This is a genomic window from Burkholderia sp. KBS0801, assembly GCF_005937855.2.
Classification (GTDB): Bacteria; Pseudomonadota; Gammaproteobacteria; order Burkholderiales; family Burkholderiaceae; genus Burkholderia; species Burkholderia ambifaria.
The window spans coordinates 605,084-624,912 of the sequence record NZ_CP042177.1 but is presented as its reverse complement, the minus strand read 5'-3'; the positions used below and the strand labels follow the sequence as shown (position 1 = coordinate 624,912).

Sequence of the window (19,829 nt, the reverse complement as noted above, 5' to 3'; positions counted from 1 at the left end):
CTCAGCGTGCGGCGTTCACGTCGGCGACCAGCAGCGCCGCCATGTTGACGATGCGGCGAACCGTCGCCGATTCGGTCAGCACATGCACCGGCTGGGCCGCGCCCAGCAGGATCGGCCCGATCGCGATATTGTTGCCGGCGGCCGTCTTCAGCAGGTTGTACGCGATGTTCGCGGCGTCGATGTTCGGCAGGATCAGCAGGTTCGCATCGCCTTCGAGCGTCGATTCCGGCAGGATTTCCTTGCGCAGCGCCGCGTCGAGCGCCACGTCGCCGTGCATTTCGCCGTCGACCTTCAGCTCCGGCGCGCGTTCCTGCAGGATCGCGAGCGTATCGCGCATCTTCTTCGCCGAAGGGGCATTGCTCGTGCCGAAATTCGAGTGCGACACCAGCGCGACCTTCGGCTCGATGCCGAACCGGCGCACTTCTTCCGCGGCCATGATCGTGATCTCGGCGAGCTCCTCCGGCGTCGGATCGACGTTCACGTGCGTATCGACCAGGAAAATCTGGCGACCCGGCAGCACGAGGCCGTTCATCGCCGCGTACACGCTGCAGCCCGGGCGCTTGCCGATCACCTGGTCGATGAAGTGCAGGTGGCGGTGCGTCGTGCTGATCGTGCCGCAGATCATCCCGTCCGCTTCACCCTTCTTCACCAGCATCGAGCCGATCAGCGTCGTGCGGCGGCGCATCTCGACGCGCGCCAGCTGCTCGCTGATGCCCTTGCGCGACATCATCTTGTAGTACGTCTGCCAGAAATCGCGGTAGCGCTCGTCGTGCTCGGTGTTGACGACCGTGAAATCGGTGCCCGGCGTGAGGCGCAGGCCGTAGCGCTGGATACGGTGCTCGATCACCGACGGGCGGCCGATCAGGATCGGTGTCGCGAGCTTCTCGTCGACGATGATCTGAACGGCGCGCAACACGCGCTCTTCCTCGCCCTCCGCGAACACCACGCGCTTCTTCTCTGCCGGCGCGGCGCGCGCGATCTGGAAGATCGGCTTCATCGTCGTACCGCTGTGATACACGAACTGCTGCAGGTGAACGCGGTACGCCTCCATGTCCTCGATCGGACGCGTCGCGACGCCGCCGTCCATCGCGGCCTGCGCGACGGCCGGCGCGATCTTGACGATCAGGCGCGGATCGAACGGCTTCGGAATCAGGTATTCGGGCCCGAACGACAGGTCCTGAATGCCGTACGCGGTCGCGACGATGTCGCTCTGCTCCTGCTGCGCGAGTTCGGCGATCGCGTTGACGGCCGCGATCTCCATTTCACGCGTGATGGTCGTCGCGCCGACGTCGAGCGCACCGCGGAAGATGAACGGGAAGCACAGGACGTTGTTGACCTGGTTCGGATAGTCGGTGCGGCCGGTGGCCAGCACGGCGTCCGGGCGCACTTCGAGCGCCAGTTCCGGCAGGATTTCCGGTGTCGGGTTCGCGAGCGCGAGGATCAGCGGACGCTCGGCCATGCCCTTCACCATGTCCTGCTTCAGCACGCCTGCAGCCGACAGGCCGAGGAAGATGTCCGCGCCTTCGATCACCTCGGCCAGCGTACGGGCTTCGGTTTCGCGCGCGAAACGCTCCTTGTCCGGATCCATCAGCTCGGTGCGGCCCTTGTAGACCACGCCGGCCAGGTCGGTCACCAGGATGTTCTCGATCGGCAGCCCGATATCGACCAGCAGGTCCAGACACGCGAGCGCGGCCGCACCGGCGCCCGACGCGACGAGCTTCACCTTCTTGATGTCCTTGCCGACGACCTTCAGGCCGTTCGTGACGGCCGCGGCCACGACGATCGCGGTGCCGTGCTGGTCGTCGTGGAACACCGGAATCTTCATCCGCTTGCGCGCTTCGCGCTCGACGATGAAGCAGTCCGGCGCCTTGATGTCTTCCAGGTTGATCCCGCCGAAGGTCGGCTCCAGCGCGGCGATCACGTCGACCAGCTTGTGCGGGTCCGACTCGTTCAGTTCGATGTCGAACACGTCGATGCCGGCGAACTTCTTGAACAGGACGGCCTTGCCTTCCATCACCGGCTTCGACGCGAGCGGGCCGATGTTGCCGAGCCCGAGCACCGCGGTGCCGTTCGTGACCACGCCGACGAGGTTGCTGCGCGCGGTGAAGCGCGCGGCGTTCAGCGGGTTCTCGACGATCTCCTCGCACGCATACGCGACGCCCGGCGAATACGCGAGCGCCAGGTCGCGCTGGTTGATCATCTGCTTGGTGGGGGCGATCGCGATCTTCCCGGGAGTCGGGAATTCGTGATAATCGAGAGCGGCTTCGCGGAGCTTGGCTTTGGAGGAGGCTTGGGTCGACATGTGTCTCTTGGCGGGCGGATTAGAATAACTGTTCGACGGCATTGTAGCGCCAATCCAAGGCCGCCAGACCGGCGATTCGGGTGCGACAGCCGCGACAAAAATGGTCTGAACGGTGCAGGAACGGCGCCGTTCGCTGCGTACAATGCCGTTCCTTTCACCGCTTCCGGGTCCGTCCGCCGTGCCAGCCGCCTTGTCCGAGTTTTCGCTGATCGATCGCTTCTTCGCGCGCCGCGCGGCCCGTGGGGCCCGTGCGTCGACGCTCGGCATCGGTGACGATTGCGCGCTGATCGCGCCGCGATCCGGAAAATTGCTGGCCATTTCGACGGACATGCTGGTCGAAGGCCGCCATTTCTTTGCCGATGTCGCGCCCGACGCGCTCGGCCACAAGACGCTCGCGGTCAACCTGTCGGATCTCGCGGCGATGGGCGCCGAGCCGCGCGCGTTCACGCTCGCGTGCGCGCTGCCGCGCGCCGACGCCGCGTGGCTCGAGGCGTTCAGCAACGGGCTGTTCGCGCTCGCCGAACGGTTCGGCTGCGAGCTGATCGGCGGCGACACGACGAGCGGGCCGCTGAACCTGTGCGTGACCGTGTTCGGTGAAGTCGCGCCGGATGCGGCGCTGCGGCGCGATGCCGCGCGCGACGGCGACGACGTCTGGGTGTCCGGCACGCTCGGCGACGCCCGCGCGGGGCTCGGCCTCGCGCGCGGCGAATGGAGCGCCGGCGCGGCCGAAGCCGCCGCGTTCCGGCAGGCGCTCGAGCGTCCCGAGCCGCGCATCGCGCTCGGGATGGCACTCGCGGGCGTCGCGCATGCGGCGCTCGACATCTCGGACGGCCTCGCCGGCGACCTTCAGCACATCCTGACCCGCTCGAACGTGCGCGCCGACATCGACGCCGACGCGGTGCCGCGCTCGGCCGCGCTCGCGACGCTGCCGCCCGACGTGCAGCGACGCTGCACGCTGGCCGGCGGCGACGACTACGAACTGTGCTTCACGGCACCGGCCGCGGCCCGCGCGGCGGTCGAGGCGGCGGGCGCAAGCAGCGGCGTTCGGGTCACGCGAGTCGGTACAATACATGCGTTGTCCTCGCCGTCGGAGCAGCCCGCGATCGCGTGGCGCGACGCCGCCGGCACGCCCCTGACTCTCACGTTGCACGGTTTCGACCACTTCCATGCAGACTGATCCGACGACCGCACCGAACGCGGCCGCGCCCGGCGCCGCCCGGAACGCGCCGCAGCGCGCCACCGTGCGCTTCATGCTGTCGCATCCGGCACACATCGTGTCGCTCGGCTTCGGCAGCGGGCTCGCGCCGTTCATGCCCGGCACGTTCGGCTCGCTGTTCGGGTGGCTGACGTTCGTCGTGCTGAACCGCTACCTGACGGTGCCCGAATGGTGGGCGCTGATCGCGGTCGGGTTCGTCGCCGGCACGTGGATCACCGGCTTCACCGCACGCAGGATGGGCACGACCGATCCGGGCGCCGTCGTCTGGGACGAAATCGTCGCGATCTGGCTCGTGATGCTGTTCGTCACGCCCGCGACCTTCATCGGCCAGCTGTGGGCGTTTGTCGTGTTCCGCTGCTTCGACATGCTCAAGCCGCCGCCGATCCGCTATTTCGATCGTCGCGTGAAAGGCGGGCTCGGCATCATGGTCGACGACCTGATCGCCGCGTTCATGACGCTGCTCGTGATCGCCCTGTGGCGCTCCGCCGTCAGCTGACCGCTGTTCCCGACTCCCATTTCCCGACGCGCATGCCAACCGATTCCGTCGTCCATCAGCTTGCGATCCGCGCAGGCAACAAGCTGCGTGACGAGCACCTGTCGCTCGCCACCGCCGAATCCTGCACGGGCGGCATGATCGCCGCGGCGATCACCGACATCTCCGGCAGCAGCCAGTGGTTCGAGCGCGGCTTCGTCACGTATTCGAACCAGGCCAAGATCGAGATGATCGGCGTGCCGCCCGACCTGATCGACAAACACGGCGCCGTCAGCGAGCCGGTCGCGCGCGCGATGGCCGAAGGCGCGCTGCGCAACAGCCGCGCGCAGGTCGCGCTGTCCGTCACCGGCATCGCCGGCCCGGCGGGCGGCAGCGAGAAAAAGCCGGTCGGCACCGTGTCGTTCGCGTGGAGCAACCGGCTGCATACCGACGTCGAGACGCGCGTGTTCAAGGGCGACCGCGAGCAGATTCGCACGCAGGCCGCGGCGCATGCGCTGCGCGGGCTGCTGAAGCTGCTCGACGAGCGTGAAGGCTGATCGAAAGCCGAACCAACGCTGATTCGCCGCCGCAACCGCAGCGGCGGCCTGCGCCCCTCCCCGCTTACTGGATCGCGTCGGGCCTCACGACGATCCAGTTCTTGTCCGCCGTCACCGGCAGGCCGAGCGCTTTCTGCTTCGCGGCCGATTCGTCCGACCACGCGCGGATCTGCGCCATCTGCTTGTCCTTCTTGTTGACCCAGACGCGCACGCCGCCGCGCGCGACGTCGGTTGCATTCAGCAGCATGTAGCCGTCGGACGTCGGCGTGTCGCCCGCGACGAGCACCGGCTTCTTCCACTGGTCGATCCAGCCGACGATCGAGCCGAGCTTGCCTTCGTACCACGTCATCGGGTTCATCAGGAACGGCGTGATCACGAGGTTGCGGTTCGCCGCCTCGTCGTACTTGCCGGCCTTGATCTGCAGCCGCGACGTCGTCAGCGCACCTGTCGCCGGGTTGCGCAGCAGCGTCGTCACGCCGATCACGTTCTGCGGCTTCACGTTGTAGCCGTACTTCGGATCGGACAGCACGAGCCGCGCGAGCTCCTCGTGCGCGGCGGTCATCACGTAGACCTCGATTCCGTTCTCGCGCAGCGCGTTGTACAGCTCCTGCATCCCGCGGAAGAAGCGCGGCGGGTTCGCGGCGCCGTCGACGACCTTGTCGCCCTGCCAGTAGCGGATCGGCACCGGCTTGCCGTCGGCGAGCATCGCATCGACGTGGCGCTTCAGGTCCGCGAGCGACAGCCCCGCGAACGCCTGCGCGATCCACGGGTAGCAGACCAGGTCGTCGATCTCACAAAGCCGGTAGTAGTAGCTCGTCAGCGATTCCTTGTAGTCGGCGGAATCCTTGAACGGGATCAGCTTCAGCGACGGATCGAGCGAGTCGCGCGTGAGCACGCCGCGGTTCTCGAGATACGGCAGCAGCGATTCCTCGAGGTCGTAGCGGTAGGTCGTGTTGTCGGCGTCGAACACCGCGTAGTCGCCGCGATTCGCATGGGCGGCGATCATCGCGTTCAGCGCCTTCGCGCTGTCCGCCGGCCAGTGCGACAGGTCCGCCGCGTGGGCGAACGACACGCACAACGACGCGGCAAGCGCGCTCAGAATACGGCGGGACAGCTTGGGCATGACGTCGCTCCCTTTCGTGACAGTGTGGTGACAAATCGATGACGAGGGCCTGATCCCCGGCAGCATCGCGCGATTGCGGCGCGGGCATGCGGTGGGAAGCGACGGGAAGTTGTTCGCGTGCGCCAATGCGGCAGGCGCGGGCGGCACGCGGGAGGCACGCGCGCGGCCCGCGAATGCGGGCGCGGCGGTGAAAGGCCGCCCGGACGGGCGGCCGGTATGTCAGCGATGCGCGTTGATCGTGTCGCGCGTCTTCTGCGCGGCGAGCGCCGCGGCTTCGGCGAAATCCTCGCCCTTGCTCGCGTACAGGATCGCGCGCGACGAGTTGATCATCATTCCGGTGCCGTCGGCCGTGCGGCCCGCGTTGACGGTGGCCTCCACATCGCCGCCCTGCGCGCCGATGCCGGGAATCAGCAGCGGCATGTCGCCGACGATCCCGCGCACGATCTCGATTTCGTTCGGGAACGTCGCGCCCACCACGAGGCCGAGCTGGCCGTTCTTCGCATTCCACTTGTTCGCCGCGAGATCGGCCACGACCTGGTACAGCGGCCGGCCGTTCGTGTCGAGGAACTGAAGATCCGAGCCACCCGGGTTCGACGTGCGGCACAGCACGATCACGCCCTTGCCTTCATGCTCGAAGTACGGCTCGACCGAGTCGTAGCCCATGTACGGGTTCACGGTGACCGCGTCCGCGCGATAGCGCTCGAACGCCTCGCGCGCGTACTGCTCGGCGGTGCTGCCGATGTCGCCGCGCTTCGCGTCGAGGATCACCGGCAGGCCCGGATGCTGGAGGTGGATGTGCGCGATCAGGCGTTCGAGCTGGTCTTCGGCGCGATGCGCGGCGAAGTACGCGATCTGCGGCTTGAACGCGCTCGCATACGGCGCGGTCGCGTCGACGATCTGCCGGCAGAATTCGAAAATCGCGTCGGGCTGGCCGTCGAACTGCACGGGAAAGCGCGACGGCTCGGGATCGAGGCCGACGCACAGCAGCGAATTCGTGCGCTGCCACGCGGCGCGCAGCGATTCGATGAAAGTAAGCGGGGAAGACATGGCGGATACTCGCGGCAAACCGTTGGTAGACCGCGTATTTTACCCGCGTCGCCGGCGCCCTTCGCGCGCGGCCGCATCGACGCGTGCATCGGCCCGCTCGACGGTGAACGCGAAACGCCGCGTGAGCCGCTCGCCCGGCGCGAGCAGCGTCATGCCGTGCGCGGCGGCACCCCCGGGCAAATTCACCGCGTTGATCGGATGATCGACGGGTTCGAAGCAGAAGAAATCCTCGCCGGGCGGCGTATACAGCACGTACGCATCGGCGTCGGCCGCCACCGTCAGCGACAGCCCGCGGCGCGGCCAGCTCACCGCCGCGTGGCCGCCCCAGCCGGTGAACGCATGATTGACGAGCGTCGCCGGCAACGGATACGCGACGCCGAACTGCCAGGCCGGCGGCACGCTCACGTGCCGCACCGGCAGGAAATCGGCGCCCGACAGCCACAGCCCGCCCGCGGCCGCGGCAAGCTCGGTCACGTCGTCGCGCACCAGGAACGGATGCACGCCGAGACCGAACGGCAGCCGCGCGCGCCCCGCATTCTCGATCGTCAGTGCGATCGACAGCGTCGTGTCGTCGAGCGCGAACGACTGGATCGCGCGAAACGCATACGGCGCGCCGCTCGCGCGATCGAGCGACAGCTGCAGCGTCGTGTCGGTCGCGTCGTCCACCTGCCACGGCGCGAGCCACCCGTCGCCGTGAATCGGCAGCGGCTCGTCGCGACGATTGCGCGGCACCGCGACGCTGCGCCCGTCGCATTCGAAGCGGCCGTTGCCGATCCGGTTCGAATACGGCAGCAGCGGATAGCATGCGAGTTGGTTCGGATCCGTGGCCGTTTCCGGATGCTCGCAGCGGCGGAACACCGGCACCAGCGCGCCGTGGTCGCCGCGCCAGTCGAAGCGCGCGATGCCGCCGCCGAGGTGCGGCAGCACGTCGAGCCGCAGCGCCGCGTTCGACAGCGTGACGGCCGCCGCATGCGCGGCGCCGACGCCCTGCGCGAACACGGCGGTCTGCGGGCCGGCGCTGACCGGCTGCGCGGCGGCAGCCAGACGCGCGCGGCGCGACTGGCTCGTGGACGACAAGGTGCGCGAGGACGTGGCGGTCATGGTGAACTCCTTAGGGTCTGTTTACATATGGAACGCGCATGCGTTGCCACGAGAACGGCCGCTCGCGAGGCGCGTGACGCCGCGAATACCGACGTATTCGCAAGGAGCGCAACGCGGCGAGCGGCCGTTCTCGTGGCAACCCCAAATTAAAAAAAATCATTCCACGGGAATGCCCGAAATCGCCCGTATGGCGGCGTCGCTCGTCGCTTGTTTGGCACGGCCAAACGGCGCTCCTCCCTTCTTGCCCTACGAGCGATTTCGGGCATTCGCATGTGCGTTCCATATGTAAACAGACCCTAGCTTCGTCGATGAAACGATACGGGTCGTCGCACGGGGCCGCGCGAACACCAACACCAATCTCAACAATCAGGCCCAGCCGCCGTCGACCACCACGTCCTGCGCGGTGATCATCCGGCTGTCGTCGGCCGCGAGAAACAGCGCCATGCGCGCGAGATCGTCCGGCAGCAGCTCGGCGTCGATGCACTGGCCCGCCTTGATCGCCGCGCGGCCCGCGTCGTCGAGCCAGAGCTTGCGCTGCTTGTCGGTCATCACCCAGCCGGGCACCAGCGAATTCACGCGGATCCCGAACGGGCCGAGATCGCGCGCGAGCCCGCGCGTGAGCCCCTGCACGGCCGCCTTCGCCATCACGTAGACGGGATAGCCGCCGTTCTTCAGCATCCAGCTGATCGAGCCGAGATTGATGATCGCGCCGCCGCCGCGCTGCTTCATGTCGTCGATCACCGCCTGCGCGGCGAAGAACTGGTGGCGCAGGTTCACGGCGATCCCCGCGTCGAACGACGCCGGTGTCACGTCGGCGATCGCGTGGCGCGTGTCGTTCGCCGCGTTGTTCACGAGCACCGCGATCGCGCCGATCCGCGCGCGGATCGCGTCGATCGCATGGCGCAGCGCGTCGATGTCGGTCAGGTCGCACGGCAGGAACAGCGGCGCGTGGCGTACCTCCGGCATCTGCGCGACGCTTTCCGCGAGCGCCTGGCCCGCCTGCGCGTCGAGATCGACGAACGCGACGCGCGCACCCTGCCGCGCGAAGTGCTCGACGAACGCCGCGCCGATCCCGGTCGCGCCGCCCGTGATCAGCACCGCGCGATCCGCGAGGCTCGGGTAGCGCGCATAGCGCGCGTCGCTCGCGGCGCGCGAATCCTGCGCGGAAGTTTCGATGGTCATGCGAATCGTCTCCGTGGAATCGGTCAGTCGCGTACGCCGCGGTTCTTCAGCTGGTCGAGCAGCACGGCCGCGAGCAGGATCGCGCCGCGCACCAGGTACTGGTAGAACGCGTCGATGTTCATCAGGTTCATCACGTTCTCGACGGTACCCATGATCAGCACGCCGATCACGACGCCCGAGATCGTCGCGCGGCCGCCCATCAGCGACACGCCGCCGAGCACGCATGCGGAGATCACGTTCAGCTCGAAGCCCTGCGCGGCGTTCGGTTGGCCCGACGTGATGCGCGACGCGAGGATCACCCCGGCGAGCGCCGTGACCGCGCCCTGGATCAGGAAGATGTAGACGCGCGTGCGCTCGACGTTGATCCCCGCGAGGCGCGACGCCTCCGGGTTGCCGCCGATCGCGAGCGTATTGCGGCCGTACACGGTCTGGTTCAGCAGCACGCCGAACACGATGAAGCACAGCAGCGTGACCCAGATCGGCAGCGATACGCCGAACAGCGACAGCCCGCCGAGCGCGATGAAGGTGTCCGACGACACGCCGACCGCCTGCCCCTTCGACACGATGAAGCCGAGCCCGCGCACGATTTCCATCGTCGCGAGCGTCGTGATCAGCGCGTTGATGCGCAGGTACGCGATCACCGCGCCGTTCACGAACCCGATCGCCGCACCGGCCGCGACCGCCGCGATGATCGCGACGAACGTGTTGTCGGTCGCGTTCAGCACCATCGCGCACAGCACGCCGGAGAACGCGACGGTCGAGCCGATCGACAGGTCGAAGTCGCGCGAGGCCAGACAGAACATCATCGTGCACGCGACCATCCCGATCTGCGAGATCGACAGCGCGAGGCCGAGCATGTTGTCGATCGAGAAGAAGTGATCGACCGTCAGCGACATCGTGAGAAACATCACCGCGAAGATCGCGATCAGGCTGTATTCGGTGAGGTGCTGCCACCACTTCTGGCGGTCGCTCTGCTGTGGAACCAGCGCGTCGGCCGACGGCTTCACGGCTGCGCTGGCGAGGTTTTCCCGGACTTGCATGGTTGTGTCTCCTGCTCCTGCGTCGCGCGGCCCGCGCCGCGCGTGATCGATTCGAATATCCTGCATCGCCCGCGGCGACCTGACACCGCGTCAGGCCGCCTCGGCGACGCTCGTCTGCGGCAGCGCGAGGCTGAGCACCGCATGCTCGTTCGCCCGCGCGCGCGCCAGCTCGCCCGCGATGCGGCCTTCGCGCATCACGACGACGCGGTCGGACACGCCGAGCACTTCCGGCAGCTCCGACGACACCATCACGATCGCGCAGCCTCGCTCCGCGAGCCGGTAGATCACGTCGTAGATCTCGTGCTTCGCGCCGACGTCGATCCCGCGCGTCGGCTCGTCGAGGATCACGACCTTCAGGTCGGGCTCCGCGAGCCAGCGCGACAGGATCGCCTTCTGCTGGTTGCCGCCCGACAGGAAGCGGATCTTCTGCCGGCGGTTCGGCGTCTTGATCTTCAGCCGCTGGATGAAGCGGTCGGCCGTTTCGATTTCGGTCTTGCGGTCGATGAAGAGCCCGGCGCGCAGCGAATGGCGGCGGCAGCTGATGTTGATGTTCTCCGCGACCGACGCCATCGCGATGATCCCTTCTTCCTTGCGGTCCTCCGGGCACAGCACGATGCCGTGGCGGATCGCGTCGCCGGTGCGCTTCACGTCGATGCGCTTGCCGTCGAGCGTCAGCTCGCCCGCGCGCCGGCGGTCCGCGCCGTACACGAGCCGCATCAGTTCGCTGCGCCCCGCGCCGACCAGCCCGAAGAACCCGACGATCTCGCCCGCGCGAACCGAGAAGCTCGCCGGTTCGCGCAGCGCCGGGCCGTCGACGCCTTCGGCGGAAAACCGCACGTCGCCGAGCGGACGCGGCGCGTAATGGTAGATGTCCGAAATCTCGCGCCCGACCATCTCGGCGACGAGCTGCTCGCGCGGCACGTCGGCGAGCGATTCGTGCGACGCGATCTTGCGCCCGTCGCGGAAGATCGTGCACGCATCGCAGAGCCGGTAGATCTCGTCCATCCGGTGCGAGATGTAGATCAGCGCGCGGCCCTGCGCGCGCAGGTCGTCGACGAGCTTGAACAGCACCTCGGTCTCGCGATGCGACAGCGAGCTCGTCGGCTCGTCGAGCGCGATCACGCGCGCGTTGCGCATCAGCGCCTTGCAGATCTCGACCATCTGCCGCTGCGCGATCGACAGCCGCCCGAGCTTCGCGTCGGGATCGAGATCGACGCCCATCGCGGCGAGCCGCTCGCGCACATGGCGCTTCGCCTCGCCCTTCTTCACCCAGCCGAGCGCGTTCGGCAGGCGGCCGAGCAGCAGGTTCTCCGCGACCGTCAGGTCGGGCACGTACTGCAGCTCCTGGTGAATCACCGCAATGCCGGCCGCGATCGACGCGGCCGCACTCGAGAAATGCACGGGCTGGCCGTCGACCAGCACGCTGCCCGCATCGGGCTGGTATTCGCCGCCGAGAATCTTCAGCAGCGTCGACTTGCCCGCGCCGTTCTCGCCCATCAGGCCATGCACCTCGCCCGCATGCACGTCGAACGAGATGCCGTCGAGTGCGCGCACGCCGGGAAATACCTTGCCGATATTGTCAAAACGCAGTGCCGCTGACACGTCGTCTCCCCACTTTGCAGATCCATCGATCGCCGGCTGCCGCGTCGCCGCCGCAGCCGGCAAGCCGCTTACTTCGATGCGAGCCCCATCTCGTCGCGCACCTTCGACACGTTGTCGCGCGTCGCGAGCATGCCCGTCGTCAGCGTCAGCGCCGGCGGTGCCTTGCCCTGGGTGATCCATGCGTACATCAGGTCCGAGGTTTCCTCGCCGTGGCGCTTCGGGCTGATGATCACGGTGCCGTAGAAGCCCGTCGGCTGCGGCTTCTTGAATTCGCTGAGCGCCGAATCGGAACCGCCGATGCCGATGCCGATCATGTTGTCCGCCTTGAAGCCGCGCCCTTCGGCCGCGCGCACCGCGCCGAGCACGGCTTCGTCGTTCAGGCCGTAGGCGACCCAGTGCTTGAACTGCGGGTTCTTGGTGAGCGCGATGTTCGCCGCGTTGAACGCGTTCTCGGTGTCGGTCTTCGCCTGCGGCGCCGCGATCACGTTCGCCTTCGGGAAGCCGGCCGCCACCAGCGCGTCGGTCGCGCCGCTCGTGCGGTCGTGCGCGGTCGGCAGCTGCTCGTACGTGATGTCGATCGCGCCGACTTCCTTCATGTTCCAGCCGCGCTTCTTGATCTCGGCCGCGATGCCGTCGCCGACCTGCTTGCCGATGTTGTACGCGGAAATCCCCATGTGCGGCACCGACTCGATCGGCTTGCCCGCGCCGTCGACGAGGCGGTCGTCGACCGTCATCATCTTCAGGTTGTGCGACTTCGCCTTCGCGACGATGCCCGGCCCGAGCTTCACGTCGGGCGTGCAGATGATGAAGCCCTGCACCTTCTGCGCGGACAGGTTGTCGATCGCGCTCATCACCTTCTCGCCCGACGGCGCGCCGATCTTCACGAGCGTGAAGCCCTTGTCCTTCGCGGCCATCTCGGCGAATTTCCATTCGTCCTGGAACCACGGCTCTTCCGGCTGCTTCACCAGAAAGCCGATCTTGACCGGATCGGCCGCGTGCGCGACCGGACTGCCCATCACCACCGCCGCCGCGGCGGCCAGCGTTACGAACGTTCTGCGTTTCATCTCCAGTGTCTCCTTGTCTTCATCGATCGGGATGCAGCCGCTTGTTGGTTTCGACGCAGCGTGCGCGCGGCCGTCGCACGTGCGGTCTTTCGAATGGTTGCGTCAATCGTGGTACAGCGCCGCGCGTCCGCCATCGACGGTGATGCACGCGGCATTGATGAACGGCGCCTCGTCGGACGCGAGGAACACGGCCGTCATCGCGACTTCCTCCGGTTTGCCGATCCGCTTCATCGGCTGCAGCGCGAGCGTCTCGGCGCGCGCCGCGGCCGGGTCGGCCTGCGCATCCCACCAGTCGCGCGTGAGCTGCGTCTCGATGTAGCCGGGCGCGATCGCGTTCATCCGCACGTTGCGCGCCGCGTATTCGATGCCGAGCGCACGCGTGAGGCCCAGCACGCCGTGTTTCGCGACCGGGTACGGAAAGCAGCCCGGGATGATCCGGAACGCATGCGTCGACGCGATGTTCACGATGCTGCCGCGACCGCGTTCGACCATCCCGGGCAGCGCCGCGCGGCAGCCGTGCCACACGCCGTCGAGATCGACCGCGAAGCAGCGGCGCCAGTCGTCGTCCGTCATCGTCAGCGGATCGGCGAACACGTTGATGCCGGCGTTGTTCACCAGCACGTCGAGCGGGCCGAGCGCGGCTTCGGTCTGCGCGAACGCGTCGCGCACCGAGTCCTGCCGCGCGACATCCGCGTGCAGCGCGAGCACGCGCGCGCCGTCGATAGCGGCGGCGATCGCAGCCGCCGTGCGCTGCGCCTGCGGGAAGTCGAGGTCGACGAGCGCGACGGCCGCGCCCTCGCGCGCGAACGCCTGCGCGATCGCGGCGCCGATCCCGCGGCCCGCGCCCGTCACCACCGCGACCTTGCCCGCGAGCCGTCCCATCATGCGGCTCCGCCCAGCGCCGCGCGCAGGCCGGCCTGGAACGCGCGCGCATTCGCGAGGGTCGTGTCCGCCGACTGGCCGGGCCGGTACAGCGCGGAGCCGAGGCCGAAGCCGTTGGCGCCGGCCGCGAGGAACGGCTGCATGTTGTCCGGCGTAATCCCGCCGACCGGAAGCAGCGGCACCGCGCGGTCGATCACCGCGCGCCACGCCTTCACGACCGGCACGCCGAGCTGCTCGGCCGGGAACATCTTCAGCACGTCGGCGCCGTTCGCGAGCGCGGCGAACGCCTCGGTCGGCGTCGCGACGCCCGGTGCGCTCGCGAGCCCGCGCTCGCGCGCGCGGCGGATCACGGCCGCGTCGCTGTGCGGCATCACGATCAGCGTGCCGCCGGCGTCCTGCACGCGGTCGACGAATTCGGCGCGCAGCACGGTGCCCGCGCCGACGATCATGTCGTCCGGCAACGCGCGGCGCAGCGCCGCGATGCTGTCGAACGGATCGGGCGAGTTGAGCGGCACCTCGACGATCCGCACGCCGGCTTCGTGCAGCGCGAGGCCGTGGTCGGCCGCTTCGGCGGGCGTGATGCCGCGCATGATCGCGATCAGCGGGCACGCGTCGAACGCCCGCATCAACGCGGGATGCGGCGTGTACGGCGCGGGCAACGTGAGTTCGGACGACATCGATGGTTCCTCTTCAATCGGTTCATTGATCGGCGCAGACGGGTTCGCCGTCCGCGCGCACGAGTCCGGCGCGCGATGCGATCCACCACAGGCCGCGCTCGGTCGCCTGCGCGACGACACGCGCATGCAGGCAGCCGAACACGCGCAGCGCGTCGACATAGCGCGCGCACAATCCGTCATCGCCGATCAGCAGCAGCGGCTGATTCGCGAGCGCGACACCGCGCTCCGCGAGCATCGCATCGAGCGCGCCGAGTTCGTGGCCGATCAGCAGGCCGGACAGGTAGTCGCCCTGTGCATCGGGCGCGAGCCGGTCGGTCAGGCCGAGCGTGCGCGTGCTGAAGATCGTCGCGAGCAGCCCCGCGCGCTGCGCGCCGCGGGCCACCGCGACGCCGCGCGAGAATGCCGCGCGGTCGGGCGTCGGACTCGCGCGCATCGTGCGACCGAGGATCGTGTGGTCGCGCAGCGCCGCGAACAGTTCGCCCGTCATGAAGGTCTGGAAGCGCTCGATGAGCCCGTCCTTCACCCACGCCCACTTCGCATGCGTGCCCGGCAAGCCGATCAGTAGCCCTGAACGATCGGCATCAAGCAGAGAATCGTTCGCGAGTGCGCCGAATATCTGCGTTTCTTCGCCGCGCATCACGTCGGGCAATTCGCCCGTCGCGATCACGCCCGGCACGATCGACACCGCCGTGCCGCGCGCCGTCGTCACCGTGACGAGGCCAGCGACCAGCGCGTCGGCGCCGGCCGGCACCGCAACGTACGGCGCCTCGCGCCAGCCCTGTGCGCTGCCGACCATCCCGGCGGCGAGCACCGGCACGCCGGGCGCGCGGTCGAGCCAGTCGCCGCACGCTTCCTCGAACACGACGTCGAACGCACGCGCGCCGCCAGCCGGCACGTGCATCACGCCCGCCGCGCGGCTGCGCGTGTCGAGCAGCGCGCCGTGCGCATCGAACAGATACGCGCGCAGCGACGTCGTGCCCCAGTCGAGCGCAATCAGCGACGGGGCGGCGGAGTTGGCGTCCGGAGCGGTCCGGGTCGGATTGGTCATCGTTTGATCCTGCGGGTACCTTGCGGCGGGCTCCAGCCCAATTCCGCGGAAATGGCTCGCGCTTCGCGCTGCACAAGCGGAATCAGTTCATCCATCCGGTCGTGCGGCATGTACGGAATCGTGCTCGCGACCGACACGGCCGCGACTACCGCGCCCGACGCGTCGCGAATCGGTGCGGCCACGCAGCGGATCGACGCCTCGTTTTCCTCGAGGTCGAACGTGTAGCCGCCGGCCGCGTAGTGCGCCATGCGCTGCAGGAACGCGCTCGTCTCGGGGCGGTTGTCCGGCTTGAAATTGACGCCGGCCAGCGCGCGGCGCGCGGCTTCGAACAGCGAGCGCCACACGTCCGGATCGAGGTCGAGCATCATCGCCTTGCCGATGCCGGTCGATGCGAGCGGCATCCGGTGGCCGACGCGCGAACGCATCTCGAGGCCGCGCGTGCCGGGAATCTTGTCGATGTACAGCACGTCGTCGCCGTCGCGCACGCCGAGGTGAATCGTGTCGAGCGTCGCTTCCGCGAGCGCTTCGAGGTGCGGCCGCGCGACCGCCGTGAGCGGCATCTGCTCGAGCGCGATCGTGCCGAGTTCGATCAGCTTCGGGCCGAGCAGGTAACCGCCCTGCACCTGTCGCAGGTAGCGCGCCTGCACGAGGCTGCTCACGAGACGGTGGGTCGTGCTGCGCGTCGTGCCGAGCGCGGCGCCGATCGCACGCATGTCGCGCGCGCCGTTCGCGATCGCTTCGAGGATCGCGAGGCCGCGCAACAGCGTCTGCGTGCCGGCCTGCTGCGCGGCGAGGTCGAGCGGCGTGCTGGTCGCGCCGATGCTGTCGGTCAGCGGCGCATCGTCCGGCGTCGCACGCCGGGCGTCGAGAGCAAGGGAATCGGGCATCTTGGTCATGGAACGGGCTTCTTCAACGGAATCGGTGAAGCGGCGGTCGCGAAGCCGGAACGAAGTCGGGCGTCGCGGCAACGCGGCGGTCGATGCACCGAGGAAAGCGCCCGGGGAACTTCATGGAATGTGTCTCCGTGTGCGTCGGGCGCCGCGCGATGCGTGGGTCCGAAGCTGTCGATGTGCTTCGGATTGTAGGAGCGCACGCACTCGTCTCCAATATTTGAATGCGTTGTCCAGATAATGAGAAAAGCCGGCGATGGCAACGAAATGGCCGCGCCATGTGCACGGGGGCGGAGCCCGACGCGTCGCGGGTTCCGCCCCCGTTATCCATGCGCGCCGCGCTTATTGCTGGTTCGTGCTGCGCGCCTGCATATAGCGCTGCACGTCGGAGAACGACACGCGGCCGCTGCCGCTCGCGTCGATCTGCCGGAAGTGGTTTGCCACATAGCCGAGGCCGGCCGCGCGCGCCTGCGCTTCGGTGATCGAACCGGTGTTCTGCGTATCGGCCGCGCCGAACTGCCGCGCGAGCTTGCGCACCACCTGCGCGTGCAGCGCGGCGCCCGTCGTCTGCGTGCCGGCGGTCGGCTTGCGCGCGGCCGGCGGCACGTACGGATCGCCGAGCTGCGCTTGGCGCGCGCGCGCCGGGGTGGCGGCGTCGCTCGCCTGAGCGAACGCGGACACGGATGCGGATGTTGCAGCGCCGGCGCATGCAAGCGCCGCGGCAACGACGATGAAACGTTTCTTCATGTCAGGCTCCAGTCTGGAATGAGGTCGTCGACGGCCGGCCAACGGCGCCACCACGGGCGCGCGTCGCCAGGCCCGCCCATCGCATCAATGCGCGGCCGCGTTGTAGAAGGTCACGAGGTCGGCCTTCTCCTGCGGACGCGACGTATCGTCGAGATAGACCATGTGTCCACCCTGATAGTCCTTGATCGTCAGGTTCGGTTGCGACCCGAGCCGCGCGAGGTCCAGCTCGGTCTGGTAGAACGGCGTCGCGATGTCGTGATACCCGTTCAGCGACAGCACCTTCAGCGACGGATTGAGCGTCAGCGCCGCGGCGAGATCGGGGATCGTGTCGGGCATCGCGAGGCCGTCGTGCGACCAGTCCCACGTGTTGATCGCGTTGCTGCTCAGCGAATACGCGGACTGCGCGCTGTACTTCAGCACGTTCGGCAGGTAGCTGCCGATCGTGTCGGTGAACGGCTTCGTGATGAACGTGCTCGACGGGTCGCCGTCGGCCGCGAGCGGGCTCGACGACGGCACGTTCACGCGTGCGTCGTAGCGGCCGATCAGCGTGCCCGGGATCAGCGCCACCTGGAAGCTGTTGTCGAAGAACGTCGGGACCACGTTGAAGTCCGCATTCCACAGCGACTGCTTCACGCCGGTCGAATTCACCATCGTCGTGACGAGCGCCGGCGGGGGCGGCGTGTGGCTCGCGAGATACGCGTTCACGGCGGGCGCATAGCTGCCGGCCGTCAGCACGCGCATCTGGTCCGCATACTGCGGCAGGCTCGACGGGTTCGGATTGTCGAGCTGGTAGTACGCGCCCACGGTGCCGTAGGACGGCACGAAGCCCGCGCAGCTCACCGGGCTCGCCCCGTTGTTCGAGTTACCGATGTAGTCGCTCGCCATGTCGCAGTTCGCGTTGTAGTTCAGGATCGACGACTGCAGCACGATGCCGGCGAGCTTCACGCCGGCCGTTTCGAGCAGGTTCGCGAGCACGTCGGTGCGCGGCGTGCCATACGATTCGCCGAACAGGTATTTCGGCGAATCGTTGCGCTGGTTCACGGCGAGGTAGCGCATCACGAAATCGCGAAACGCGCCGCCGTCCTGGTCGACACCCCAGAACGTCTGGTTCGTGTTCGGCGCGATCGCTTCCGAGAAGCCGGTGCCGATCGCATCGACGAACACGAGGTCGGTCGTGTCGAGCAGGCTCTCCGCGTTGTCGACGAACGGGAACGTCGACGTGTTCGCGTTCGGGTCGCCCGTCTGGATCCGTTTCGGGCCGAACGAGCCGAGATGCAGCCACACCGATGCGGAACCGGGGCCGCCGTTGTACAGGAACGTGACGGGTCGCTTCGCGGCAGGCTGGTTGTCAGCGGTGTATGCGATGTAGAAGAACGACGCTTCGGGCGCGCCCGTCTGCGGATTGCGCGCGACGAGGTGGCCGGCGGTGGCCGTGTAGCGGATCGTCTGGCCGTTCAGCGTGATCTGGTGATGGGTGACGGCGGCCTTCTCGACCGCGGCGGACGCGTCGAGCGACGCGGTCGCGCTCGACGAATAACTGTTGGGATCGTTGTACGGCCTGTCCACCTGAGCGGCGGGATCGGCTGAGTTGGCGGCACCTGTTGCGGCGGACGACGTCACGTCGTCGTTGCAGGCCGTCAGAATCAGCGAAGAGAACACAACTCCCAACAACAGCTTCGCTTTGCTCGCTGGCATCGTTGCTTTCCTTCTCTCGAATGTTTTTTGTGTCGAGCAGCCGGGTACGCCGCCCCCCGCCTCGATTGCGGCCGATAAGCCGAGGCGCTGGCCAATATACGCGAGCGGGTCGGCTTTGAAAAATTTGGAAATATTCGAGCGAAGGTCGGTGCGGTGCACACCTTTCAGGAATGCTTCGATTCGCACACCATCGTTTTTCAGCCGGCTTTCAGCGGGTGACGCGTGACCGTTGAAACGGAGAAACCGCGCGGATTTCGTGCCATATCGGCAAACAAAACCGTGCGGCTGCGGGGATTGCTCAGTAAAGCGAAATAGACGGTTTCGTCTAGACAATGCGACCCGAAATCCGGGCGATATGCATGCGCTGCATCGCACCAATCGCGCGCCGGCGACGGAACGGACAATGCAACGGCGCGAGCGCGCCGCTCACTGCCTCACTGCGATTGCGGAAGCTCGGCCGCGCCCATCCGGCGGGCAATGACGGCCGCGCGCTGCGCCTGGTAGGCCGAGCCGCGGTGCGCGTCGAACCAGCGCGGCTTCGGCAGCATCACCGCGAGGCGCGCCGATTGCCAGGCGCCGAGCCGGCTCGCGGGAATTCGGTAGTAATAGCGTGCGGCAGCCTCGGCGCCGTACACGCCGCGGCCCCATTCGACCGAATTCAGGTAGATCTCGAAGATCCGCTCCTTGTCGAGCACCGTCTCGAGCATCCACGTGATGATCAGCTCCTGCCCTTTGCGGATGTAGCTTTTCTCGCGCGACAGGAACAGGTTGCGCGCGAGCTGCTGCGTGATCGTCGAGCCGCCCGCGACGATCCGGCCGCGCGCCTTGTTCTTCTCCCACGCCTGCAGGATCGCGTCGACGTCGTAGCCGTTGTTGGTCGCGAAGGTCGAATCCTCCGACGCGATCAGCGCGCGCTTCAAATTGCGCGAGATCTGGTCGTACGGCACCCACTGGTGCTGGACCTGCGCGGGCGGCTTGTCGCGCGACAGCCACCATGCGTCGGTACGCATGAACGCGGTCGAACCGGGATTGATGAACGACCACAGCGCGATCTGCACGAGATAGAACAGCTGCGTCGCGAGCCACGCGCCCGCGAACACCGAACCCGCATAGACGATCCAGCGGGTCGGGCTGACCGCGCGTGTGCGCCGCGTGCCGCTTACCGCCGCCACCTGCCGCGCTCC

General features: G+C 68.0%; 18 protein-coding genes. 3 read left to right on the top strand and 15 right to left on the bottom strand.

Annotated features, from left to right (window positions below; genetic code table 11):
- Window position 1: 1 nt before the first annotated feature.
- Window positions 2-2,344, bottom strand: a complete 2,343-nt coding sequence (locus FFI87_RS03040) for an NADP-dependent malic enzyme (RefSeq protein WP_282959944.1) — start codon at window positions 2,342-2,344, stop codon at window positions 2-4.
- Window positions 2,345-2,444: 100 nt separating this feature from the next.
- Here FFI87_RS03040 and thiL point away from each other — a divergent pair, with 100 nt between their 5' ends.
- The 3 genes from thiL to FFI87_RS03025 are packed head-to-tail and all read left to right on the top strand — an operon-like array spanning window position 2,445 to window position 4,547.
- The gene (gene thiL, locus FFI87_RS03035; protein WP_105834708.1) at window positions 2,445-3,479 is read left to right on the top strand and encodes a thiamine-phosphate kinase; all 1,035 of its coding nucleotides are present in this window, start codon (window positions 2,445-2,447) and stop codon (window positions 3,477-3,479) included.
- Window positions 3,469-4,014, top strand: a complete 546-nt coding sequence (locus tag FFI87_RS03030; protein ID WP_138848256.1) for a phosphatidylglycerophosphatase A — start codon at window positions 3,469-3,471, stop codon at window positions 4,012-4,014. The genes thiL and FFI87_RS03030 overlap by 11 nt, the downstream gene beginning before the upstream one ends.
- 32 nt (window positions 4,015-4,046) lie before the next feature.
- Entirely contained in the window at window positions 4,047-4,547 is a 501-nt protein-coding gene (locus FFI87_RS03025; protein WP_012363065.1) for a CinA family protein, read from the top strand.
- A 64-nt stretch (window positions 4,548-4,611) separates the two neighbouring features.
- Here FFI87_RS03025 and FFI87_RS03020 read toward each other — a convergent pair whose 3' ends face one another.
- The 14 genes from FFI87_RS03020 to mtgA all read right to left on the bottom strand — a co-directional run bounded on the left by FFI87_RS03020 (window position 4,612) and on the right by mtgA (window position 19,817).
- The gene (locus tag FFI87_RS03020) at window positions 4,612-5,670 is read right to left on the bottom strand and encodes a haloacid dehalogenase-like hydrolase (protein WP_138848257.1); all 1,059 of its coding nucleotides are present in this window, start codon (window positions 5,668-5,670) and stop codon (window positions 4,612-4,614) included.
- Window positions 5,671-5,889: 219 nt separating this feature from the next.
- Window positions 5,890-6,717 carry an orotidine-5'-phosphate decarboxylase gene (pyrF, locus tag FFI87_RS03015; RefSeq protein WP_011655939.1) on the bottom strand — a complete coding sequence of 276 codons (828 nt, stop codon included), beginning with the start codon at window positions 6,715-6,717 and terminating at the stop codon, window positions 5,890-5,892.
- A 39-nt stretch (window positions 6,718-6,756) separates the two neighbouring features.
- Window positions 6,757-7,818, bottom strand: coding sequence for an aldose 1-epimerase (locus tag FFI87_RS03010; RefSeq protein WP_138848258.1), 1,062 nt, complete (start codon window positions 7,816-7,818; stop codon window positions 6,757-6,759).
- Between the two features lie 366 nt (window positions 7,819-8,184).
- A complete protein-coding gene (locus FFI87_RS03000) occupies window positions 8,185-9,000 on the bottom strand; it encodes an SDR family NAD(P)-dependent oxidoreductase (RefSeq protein WP_138848260.1) in 816 nt (271 codons plus the stop codon).
- Window positions 9,001-9,023: 23 nt separating this feature from the next.
- Window positions 9,024-10,040, bottom strand: coding sequence for an L-arabinose ABC transporter permease AraH (araH, locus tag FFI87_RS02995; RefSeq protein ID WP_012363061.1), 1,017 nt, complete (start codon window positions 10,038-10,040; stop codon window positions 9,024-9,026).
- A gap of 90 nt (window positions 10,041-10,130) precedes the next feature.
- Window positions 10,131-11,642 carry an L-arabinose ABC transporter ATP-binding protein AraG gene (araG, locus tag FFI87_RS02990; RefSeq protein WP_138848261.1) on the bottom strand — a complete coding sequence of 504 codons (1,512 nt, stop codon included), beginning with the start codon at window positions 11,640-11,642 and terminating at the stop codon, window positions 10,131-10,133.
- A 68-nt stretch (window positions 11,643-11,710) separates the two neighbouring features.
- Window positions 11,711-12,706 carry an arabinose ABC transporter substrate-binding protein gene (locus FFI87_RS02985; protein WP_006755510.1) on the bottom strand — a complete coding sequence of 332 codons (996 nt, stop codon included), beginning with the start codon at window positions 12,704-12,706 and terminating at the stop codon, window positions 11,711-11,713.
- Window positions 12,707-12,808: 102 nt separating this feature from the next.
- On the bottom strand, window positions 12,809-13,588 hold the full coding sequence (locus FFI87_RS02980; protein ID WP_138848509.1) for an SDR family oxidoreductase: 780 nt from the start codon (window positions 13,586-13,588) through the stop codon (window positions 12,809-12,811).
- A complete protein-coding gene (locus FFI87_RS02975) occupies window positions 13,588-14,265 on the bottom strand; it encodes a 2-dehydro-3-deoxy-6-phosphogalactonate aldolase (protein WP_012363058.1) in 678 nt (225 codons plus the stop codon). The genes FFI87_RS02980 and FFI87_RS02975 overlap by 1 nt, the downstream gene beginning before the upstream one ends.
- Window positions 14,266-14,287: 22 nt before the next feature.
- A complete protein-coding gene (locus FFI87_RS02970; RefSeq protein WP_012363057.1) occupies window positions 14,288-15,313 on the bottom strand; it encodes a 2-dehydro-3-deoxygalactonokinase in 1,026 nt (341 codons plus the stop codon).
- Complete coding sequence (locus FFI87_RS02965) at window positions 15,310-16,209, bottom strand: IclR family transcriptional regulator (protein WP_006755792.1); 900 nt, start codon at window positions 16,207-16,209, stop codon at window positions 15,310-15,312. The genes FFI87_RS02970 and FFI87_RS02965 overlap by 4 nt, the downstream gene beginning before the upstream one ends.
- A gap of 336 nt (window positions 16,210-16,545) precedes the next feature.
- Window positions 16,546-16,950: an EF-hand domain-containing protein gene (locus tag FFI87_RS02955; protein ID WP_138848263.1), complete on the bottom strand. Its 405-nt coding sequence runs from the start codon at window positions 16,948-16,950 to the stop codon at window positions 16,546-16,548.
- Window positions 16,951-17,034: 84 nt separating this feature from the next.
- Complete coding sequence (locus tag FFI87_RS02950; protein ID WP_138848264.1) at window positions 17,035-18,645, bottom strand: S10 family peptidase; 1,611 nt, start codon at window positions 18,643-18,645, stop codon at window positions 17,035-17,037.
- 434 nt (window positions 18,646-19,079) lie between these two features.
- Window positions 19,080-19,817: a monofunctional biosynthetic peptidoglycan transglycosylase gene (gene mtgA, locus FFI87_RS02945; protein ID WP_006755020.1), complete on the bottom strand. Its 738-nt coding sequence runs from the start codon at window positions 19,815-19,817 to the stop codon at window positions 19,080-19,082.
- Between the last annotated feature and the right edge of the window lie 12 nt (window positions 19,818-19,829).

Bases quoted from the DNA above. Each gene is read 5' to 3' on its own strand.
- FFI87_RS03040 (WP_282959944.1), bottom strand. From the start codon at position 2,344: ATGCCGTCGAACAGTTATTCTAATCCGCCCGCCAAGAGACACATGTCG.
- thiL (WP_105834708.1), top strand. From the start codon at position 2,445: ATGCCGTTCCTTTCACCGCTTCCGGGTCCGTCCGCCGTGCCAGCCGCC.
- FFI87_RS03030 (WP_138848256.1), top strand. From the start codon at position 3,469: ATGCAGACTGATCCGACGACCGCACCGAACGCGGCCGCGCCCGGCGCC.
- FFI87_RS03025 (WP_012363065.1), top strand. From the start codon at position 4,047: ATGCCAACCGATTCCGTCGTCCATCAGCTTGCGATCCGCGCAGGCAAC.
- FFI87_RS03020 (WP_138848257.1), bottom strand. From the start codon at position 5,670: ATGCCCAAGCTGTCCCGCCGTATTCTGAGCGCGCTTGCCGCGTCGTTG.
- pyrF (WP_011655939.1), bottom strand. From the start codon at position 6,717: ATGTCTTCCCCGCTTACTTTCATCGAATCGCTGCGCGCCGCGTGGCAG.
- FFI87_RS03010 (WP_138848258.1), bottom strand. From the start codon at position 7,818: ATGACCGCCACGTCCTCGCGCACCTTGTCGTCCACGAGCCAGTCGCGC.
- FFI87_RS03000 (WP_138848260.1), bottom strand. From the start codon at position 9,000: ATGACCATCGAAACTTCCGCGCAGGATTCGCGCGCCGCGAGCGACGCG.
- araH (WP_012363061.1), bottom strand. From the start codon at position 10,040: ATGCAAGTCCGGGAAAACCTCGCCAGCGCAGCCGTGAAGCCGTCGGCC.
- FFI87_RS02985 (WP_006755510.1), bottom strand. From the start codon at position 12,706: ATGAAACGCAGAACGTTCGTAACGCTGGCCGCCGCGGCGGCGGTGGTG.
- FFI87_RS02980 (WP_138848509.1), bottom strand. From the start codon at position 13,588: ATGGGACGGCTCGCGGGCAAGGTCGCGGTGGTGACGGGCGCGGGCCGC.
- FFI87_RS02975 (WP_012363058.1), bottom strand. From the start codon at position 14,265: ATGTCGTCCGAACTCACGTTGCCCGCGCCGTACACGCCGCATCCCGCG.
- FFI87_RS02970 (WP_012363057.1), bottom strand. From the start codon at position 15,313: ATGACCAATCCGACCCGGACCGCTCCGGACGCCAACTCCGCCGCCCCG.
- FFI87_RS02965 (WP_006755792.1), bottom strand. From the start codon at position 16,209: ATGACCAAGATGCCCGATTCCCTTGCTCTCGACGCCCGGCGTGCGACG.
- FFI87_RS02955 (WP_138848263.1), bottom strand. From the start codon at position 16,950: ATGAAGAAACGTTTCATCGTCGTTGCCGCGGCGCTTGCATGCGCCGGC.
- FFI87_RS02950 (WP_138848264.1), bottom strand. From the start codon at position 18,645: ATGCCAGCGAGCAAAGCGAAGCTGTTGTTGGGAGTTGTGTTCTCTTCG.